6 protein-coding genes are annotated in these 7,007 nt (G+C 73.6%); 2 read left to right on the forward strand and 4 right to left on the reverse strand.

Features of this window, described 5'->3' with window-relative positions:
- Window positions 1-67 precede the first annotated feature (67 nt).
- Window positions 68-2,128 (reverse strand): oxidoreductase, encoded by a 2,061-nt coding sequence (locus ABD308_RS14275; protein ID WP_344333496.1) that lies wholly within the window; start codon window positions 2,126-2,128, stop codon window positions 68-70.
- 217 nt (window positions 2,129-2,345) lie between these two features.
- Between ABD308_RS14275 and ABD308_RS14280 the strand changes: the two genes are divergently transcribed.
- A complete protein-coding gene (locus tag ABD308_RS14280) occupies window positions 2,346-3,617 on the forward strand; it encodes an FAD binding domain-containing protein (protein ID WP_344333497.1) in 1,272 nt (423 codons plus the stop codon).
- Between the two features lie 43 nt (window positions 3,618-3,660).
- Here the strand turns inward: ABD308_RS14280 and ABD308_RS14285 are convergent, their stop codons facing one another.
- Both ABD308_RS14285 and ABD308_RS14290 read right to left on the reverse strand, forming a co-directional pair.
- Entirely contained in the window at window positions 3,661-4,236 is a 576-nt protein-coding gene (locus tag ABD308_RS14285) for a TerD family protein (RefSeq protein WP_344333498.1), read from the reverse strand.
- Between the two features lie 64 nt (window positions 4,237-4,300).
- Window positions 4,301-5,245, reverse strand: a complete 945-nt coding sequence (locus tag ABD308_RS14290) for a LysR family transcriptional regulator (RefSeq protein WP_344333500.1) — start codon at window positions 5,243-5,245, stop codon at window positions 4,301-4,303.
- A gap of 71 nt (window positions 5,246-5,316) precedes the next feature.
- Between ABD308_RS14290 and ABD308_RS14295 the strand changes: the two genes are divergently transcribed.
- Window positions 5,317-6,099: an SDR family oxidoreductase gene (locus ABD308_RS14295; protein WP_344333501.1), complete on the forward strand. Its 783-nt coding sequence runs from the start codon at window positions 5,317-5,319 to the stop codon at window positions 6,097-6,099.
- A gap of 268 nt (window positions 6,100-6,367) precedes the next feature.
- Here ABD308_RS14295 and ABD308_RS14300 read toward each other — a convergent pair whose 3' ends face one another.
- A complete protein-coding gene (locus ABD308_RS14300; protein WP_344333503.1) occupies window positions 6,368-6,775 on the reverse strand; it encodes a hypothetical protein in 408 nt (135 codons plus the stop codon).
- Between the last annotated feature and the right edge of the window lie 232 nt (window positions 6,776-7,007).

Raw genomic sequence — 7,007 nt, forward strand, 5'->3', positions numbered from 1 at the left:
CCTCCGGGCGGACGACGGGGGCTTGAAGGCGGACCCTAGGCGCGCCCCGGCGGCACGGGGCGGCCGTTCAGAGGGCGGCGGCCAGTTCGGTGCCCTGCTTGATGGCGCGCTTGGCGTCGAGTTCGGCCGCCGCGTCGGCGCCGCCGATGAGGTGCGGGGTGACGCCGAGGGCGCGCAGCGCGGCGTCCAGCTCGCGGCGCGGCTCCTGGCCGGTGCAGAGCACCACGGTGTCGACGGGCAGCAGCCGCGGTTCGCCGTCGAGGGTGAGGTGCAGCCCGGCGTCGTCGATCAGGTCGTAGGAGGCGCCGGCGACCATGGTGACGCCGCGGTGCTTGAGCTCGGTGCGGTGGATCCAGCCGGTGGTCTTGCCGAGTCCGGCGCCGACCTTGCCCGTCCTGCGCTGCAGCAGGTGGACGCGGCGCGGCGGCTCGGGGCGCTCGGGGCGGGCGAGGCCGCCGCGCTCGCGGTACTCCTCGTCGATGCCCCAGTGGCGGCGGTGCACGGCCGGGTCGAGGCTGGGCGCGTCGCCCGCGTCGGTGAGGAACTCGGCGACGTCGAAGCCGATGCCGCCCGCGCCGAGGATCGCCACCCGCCCGCCGACGGGCGCGCCGTCGCGCAGCACGTCGAGGTAGCCGAGCACGCTGGGGTGGTCGACGCCCGGCAGTTCGGCGGGGTCGGGGACGCGCGGGGTGACGCCGGTGGCGAGCACGACCTCGTCGAAGCCCTCGGCGGCGAGGTCGGCCGCCTCCACCCACGCGCCGAGCCGCAGGTCCACGCCGAGCGCGTCGAGCCGGTGGCGGTAGTAGCGCAGGGTCTCGGCGAACTCCTCCTTGCCGGGCACCCGGCGGGCGATGTCGAGCTGACCGCCGATGGTGTCGGCCGCGTCGAACAGGGTGACCCGGTGGCCGCGCTCGGCGGCGGTGACGGCGCAGGCGAGGCCGGCCGGTCCGGCGCCGACGACGCCGATCCGCTTGGCGAGCCGGGTGGGGGCGAGGACGAGTTCGGTCTCGTGGCACGCGCGCGGGTTGACCAGGCAGGAGGTGATCCTCCCACTGAAGGTGTGGTCGAGGCAGGCCTGGTTGCAGCCGATGCAGGTGTTGACGGCCTCGGGGCGGCCCTCGGCGGCCTTGGCGACGAAGTCGGGGTCGGCGAGCAGCGGGCGGGCCAGTGAGACCAGGTCGGCGTAGCCGTCGGCGAGCAGTCGCTCGGCCAGCTCCGGGGTGTTGATCCGGTTGCTGGTGACCAGCGGGACGGACACCGAGCCCATCACCTTCCTGGTCACCCAGGCCCAGGCGCCGCGCGGCACCGAGGTGGCGATGGTGGGGATGCGCGCCTCGTGCCAGCCGATGCCGGTGTTGATGAGGGTGGCGCCGGCCTCCTCGACGGCCTTGGCGAGGCGGACCACCTCGTCGAGGGTGGAGCCGCCGGGGACGAGGTCGAGCATGGAGAGCCGGTAGACGAGGATGAAGTCCGGGCCGACGCGCTCGCGCACCCGGCGGACGATCTCGACCGGGAAGCGCATCCGGTTCTCGTAGCAGCCGCCCCACGCGTCCTCGCGGTGGTTGGTGGCGGCGGCGGTGAACTCGTTGATCAGGTAGCCCTCGGAGCCCATGATCTCGACGCCGTCGTAGCCGGCCCGCTGGGCGAGCGCGGCGCAGCGGGCGAAGTCGTCGATGGTCCGCTCGACCTCGTCGGCGGTGAGGGCGCGCGGCGGGAAGGGGCTGATCGGGGCCTGGACGGCGCTGGGGGCGACCAGGCCGGGGTGGTAGGCGTAGCGGCCGAAGTGCAGGATCTGCAGCGCGATCCGGCCGCCGGCGGCGTGCACGGCGTCGGTGACGACGCGGTGCCGGTCGGCCTCCCGCTCGGTGGTGAGCATGGCGCCGCCGTCCCAGGGGCGGCCGGCCTCGTTGGGGGCGATGCCGCCGGTGACGATGAGGCCGACGCCGCCGCGGGCGCGTTCGGCGTAGAAGGCGGCCATCCGCTCGAAGCCGTCGGGGGCCTCCTCCAGGCCGACGTGCATGGAGCCCATGACGACGCGGTTGGGGAGGGTGGTGAAGCCGAGGTCGAGGGGGCGCAGCAGGTGCGGGTAGGGCGGCTGCGGGGCTTCGGTGGCGGCGGTCGTCGTCATCGCGGCGTCTCCTGGGCGGGCTGGTGGTTACTCCACGGTAGGGGACGCCGGGCCTCTTATGCAACGAGTTGCATAAGTGATGCGGGGAACACTGTCCGGCTTTCCCTGACGGATCATCAGTGCGCGTCGTATCGTCGACGGGACGACGGGACGACGGACGGGATGGCGGACGGGGCCGGCGGGGTCCCGTGAGGTCCCGCGGAGAAGGGGGACGGTCGTGCGGGGTGGATCGGTCGCGGTGGTCGGCGGCAGCATCGCGGGGTGCGCGGTCGCGCGGGCGGCGGCCCGGGGCGGCGCCGAGCGGGTCACCGTGCTGGAGCGCAGCCCGGGGCACCTGGAGGACCGCGGGGTGGGCCTGTGCGTCCTGCTGGACCGCTACGACGAACTCGTCCGGGCCGGGCACCTCGACGACGGCATCCGCCACCACCCCGTCACCGCCCGGCACTGGGTGGCCCGCGCCGACGACGGCGACCCGCGCGGGCGGGTGCTGTGGGTGCAGCCGATGGCCATGCACTCCTACCACTGGGGCGTGCTCTGGCAGGGCCTGCGCGAACGGACCCCGGACGGCGTCGAGTTCCGCCCCGGCACGGCCGTCACGGCGGTCGGCGGCGCCGCCGGTGCCGACGGCCCCGCCTGGGTGGAGACGGCGGCCGGCGGGCGCGAGGAGTACGACCTGGTGGTCGGCGCCGACGGCCACCGCTCGGTGGTGCGCACGGCCGTCTGCCCCGAGGCCCGCTCCGAGTACGCCGGGTACGTCGCCTGGCGCGGCAGCTTCGACGCCCGGCTGCTCGACACCCTCCCCGGCGGCGCGGCCCGCTGGCCGGAGCAGGAGGTGATCACCGCCTGCTACCCCGGCGGCCAGGTCGTGCTCTACCGGATCCCCGGGCTCACCCCCGGCTCCACCCTGGTGAACTGGGTCTTCTACGCCCCCGCGCCCGAGTGGCTGAAGCGCGCCGACGAGGACTCCGACCCGCTCGGCTTCCAGGTCGGCTCGCTCGACACCGCCCGCCACGGCGAACTGGCCGAACTCGCCGAACGCGTGCTGCCCCCGTACTGGGCGGGCGCCGTCAACCTGACGCCGGTCGAGCGGATCCTGCTCCAGCCGATCCACGACCTGGAGACCCCGCGCCGCACCGCCGGCCGCCTGCTGCTCGCCGGCGACGCCGCGACGCTCGTCCGCCCGCACACCACCAGCGGCGCGGCCAAGGCGCTGCAGGACGCCAGCGCCTTCGAGGACGCCTGGCGGGCCGCCGGGGACTGGTCGGACCTGCTGCCCGGCTACGACCGCGAACGCGGCGAGGCCGGGCACGCCCTGGTCGACCTCAGCCGCCGGCTCGGCCGGGCGCAGGTCACCGGCGCGCCGGACTGGTCGGCCATCGACGAGCCGGGCATGACCGAGTGGTGGCGCCGACAGCTGGGCACCACGGGCGGGTTCGGCGGGCTGGCCCTGGACCGCAAGCCGAACCCGCCGTCGGCGACCGGGCGTTGACCTGCCCGGCCGGCTGCCCGGCGGCCCGCCGGGCCCCCGTGGGTCAGACGTTCACGCCGTAGTCGGTGGCGATGCCGCGCAGGCCGGAGGCGTAACCCTGGCCGATCGCGCGGAACTTCCACTCGGCGCCGTTGCGGTACAGCTCGCCGAAGACCATCGCCGTCTCGGTGGAGGCGTCCTCGGTCAGGTCGTAGCGGGCGATCTCCTGGCCGTTGGCCCGGTTGACGATCCGGATGAACGCGTTGCGCACCTGGCCGAAGCTCTGGAACCGGGCGTCCGCGTCGTAGATCGACACCGGGAAGACCACCTTGGCCACCTCCGCCGGGACGGCGAGCAGGTCGACGTTGATCTGCTCGTCGTCGCCGTCACCGCTGCCGGTCAGGTTGTCGCCGCCGTGCTCGACCGAACCGTCCGGGCTGCGCAGGTTGTTGAAGAAGACGAAGTGCTGGTCCGAGAGCACCCTGCCGTTCGCAGCGCAGAGCAGCGCGCTCGCGTCCAGGTCGTAGTCGGCACCGGTGGTGGTGCGCACGTCCCAGCCGAGTCCGACGATGACGGCCGACAGCCCCGGCGCCTCCTTGGTGAGCGAGACATTGCCGCCCTTGGCCAGCGAAACTCCCACGATTGCCCTCCTCGGTCGCTCTCCCTGCCAACTCCCTGCCAAAGAATCTACAGCACTGTAGAGATCACGAGGCCCCGTCGGGCGACAACAGTCCGGCCACGTGCTCCGGCAGCAGACAGGCCCGGCGGGAGAGGAGTTCGACGAACGCCGCCGTCAACGCGTCCGGCCTGGTCCGGGTGTACGCCACCAACGGCCGCCGCACCGGCGGCTCCGGGCGGCGGACCAGGCCGTCGAACCCGGCCGGCACGATGTTCGCCGGCACCAGCGCCGGCCCCAGCCCGGCCGCCGCGAGCAGCGGCGCCGCCGCCGTCTGCTCGGTGCGCACCGCCACCCGGGGCCGGAACCCGGCCTCCGCGCAGGCCGCGTCCAGCAGGTCCGCCAGGCCGTTGCCGGGGGCGTAGTGCACCCAGTCGCGGCCGGCCAGGTCCGCCAGCGGCACGCGGACGTCCGGCGTCGCCTCGCCCGCCTCGCCCGTCTCGCCCGCTTCGCCCGCCGGGAGCACCAGCAGGAACTCCTCCACCCCCAGCTCCCGGATCGGCCCCTCCCACTCCCCCGGCGGCGTCCCCACCGCCACGTCCGCCTGCCCGGCCGCCATCGCCGCCCGCAACTCCTCGGCGTGCGCGAACTCCCGCAGCCGGATCCGCACCCCCGGATGCGCGGCCCGCCAGGCCCGCAGCACCGGCGGCAGAATGCCCAGGCTCACCGAATACACCGTCGCCAACTCCAGCTCCCCGCCCGCCAGTCCGGCCGCCTGCCGGGCCGCCGCCCGCAGCCGCTCGGCGTCCGCCAGCGCCGCCCGCGCGTGCGGCAGCACCGCCCGCCCCATCGGCGTCAGCCGCACCGCCCGCGGCAACCGCTCCAGCAGCGGCCCGCCCACCGCCTTCTCCAGCGCCCGCACCTGGTGCGACAGCGCGGGCTGGGTGACGTGCAGCAGCTCGGCGGCACGGGTGAAGGAGCCGGTGTCGACGACGGTCACCAGGTACTCGAACTGCCGGAGGGTCGCTGCCATGCACGCAGTTTATGGCTTTCACAAAAAACAAGCCTTGGACGCATCACAGCAGCTCAGCGCAGCCTTCTCTCATGACCGACACCGACATTCCCGCCTCTTTCCCCGTTCCCCTCCCCCTCACCCTCCCGCTCCCCCTCGCCAACCGCCGCGTCGTCGTGGTCGGCGCCGGCTCCCACACCGGCCGCGCCCTCGCCCACGCCGCCTCCGCCGCCGGAGCCGAACTGATCCTCGCCGGCCCCGACCCGCGCAAGCTGGAGTGGACGGCCGGCGAACTGTCCGGCCCCGCGAAGGTCGTCCCCGTCGACCTCACCGACGAGGCGTCCATCGCCGCCCTCGCCACCGCCACCGGCCGCTTCGACCACCTGGTCTCCACCGCCGCCCTCCCCGCCAACGGCCCGCTCGCCGACCTCGAACTCGCCGACGTCCACCGGGCGTTCGCCGCCAAGGTCTACGGCCCGCTGCTGCTCGCCAAGCACCTCGCCCCGAACGCCGCCACCGACACCCCCGACGGCGCCTCCTTCACCTTCTTCTCCGGCGTCGCCGCCTGGCGCCCCGCCCCCGCCCGCACCGTGATGGCCACCACCAACGGCGCCCTCGCCTTCCTCGTCCAGGCCCTCGCCGTCGAGATCGCCCCCGTCCGCGTCAACGCCGTCTCCCCCGGCATCGTCGACACCGGCGCCTGGGACCGCCTGGGCGCCGACAAGGCCGCCTTCCTCCACTCCACCGCCACCCGCAACCCCACCCGCCGCACCGGCACCACCGAAGACCTCACCCGCGCCGTCCACTACGCCATGACCAGCCCCTACGTCACCGGCACCGTCCTCCACGTCGACGGCGGCGGCCGCCTGGCCTGACCCCGACCCGCCGACCTACAGGGCCGACCGGAGCTCCGAGACGTCGAATCCCGCACGCCGGTAGTCGCCCAGGAGCTCGCTCCGCTCCGCCGTGAGGGGCTTGCGCATTAATCCAACGCATCGTTACTCCACACGCCCGCACGCGCCGGAAGGCCGCCACCCCGTGCGGGGCGGCGGCCTCCGGTCGTTCGGAGATCACCATCTGGAGGTCGCAGGCAGGTCGGCCGAAAGGGTCCCCCCAGGGGCCGACATGCCTGCGGCCTAGCCGTCAGTGACGTTTGATGATGCTCTCCTCCCATTCCGAGAGATCTTTTCGGAACCGGCGTCCAATAGCCCATTTGCCTTCGGGAATGGAGACCTCCACGCTTAGCCACCACTTGAACCGCGAGAACGAGAGGCTGACGTCTCCTCGCTCAAGCAGGGCGATGAACTCGATGATCCGGTGGGTCGGAACGTCTTCGAACGTATAGCGCTCGAAGAGGACGCTGGCTTCCCCTAGATCCTCCCTCAGCAGCACGAAGTACTCGTTGCCGGTCAACGCCTCCAGATGGAAGTCGACCAGCCTCGGATCCGAGGCTTTCTCCATCATCTCGATGTCGGAGAAGAAGCCGGACCGGTCGCCTTCGTCGACGACTCTCTCGGCGGTCCACTTCAACCCGGGGTCATCCGTTCCCAACGACTACCTCCATGTCCCGTTCCAAAGGTCGATGTGTTTCTTCCCGACGCGGACCCGGAAGACGGCCCGCACCTTCTGCTTCCTCTTCGAGGCGGACTGCGCGCGATTCTCGCGGAACTTGACCTCCTCGCATCGCGGAGACGGCGTCCGTGACGGAACCGATGACCGGCTGGTCTAGCGGGTGGCGGGCCACGTCCGCCCAGCCGACCGGTCCAGCTCGCGGCACCCTTCG

Source organism: Kitasatospora putterlickiae (assembly GCF_039527695.1).
Lineage (GTDB): Bacteria > Actinomycetota > Actinomycetes > Streptomycetales > Streptomycetaceae > Kitasatospora > Kitasatospora putterlickiae.

What these genes read in the sequence shown, in the direction of transcription:
- ABD308_RS14275 (WP_344333496.1), bottom strand. Translation starts at nt 2,128, where the DNA reads ATGACGACGACCGCCGCCACCGAAGCCCCGCAGCCGCCCTACCCGCAC.
- ABD308_RS14290 (WP_344333500.1), bottom strand. Translation starts at nt 5,245, where the DNA reads ATGGCAGCGACCCTCCGGCAGTTCGAGTACCTGGTGACCGTCGTCGAC.
- ABD308_RS14295 (WP_344333501.1), top strand. Translation starts at nt 5,317, where the DNA reads ATGACCGACACCGACATTCCCGCCTCTTTCCCCGTTCCCCTCCCCCTC.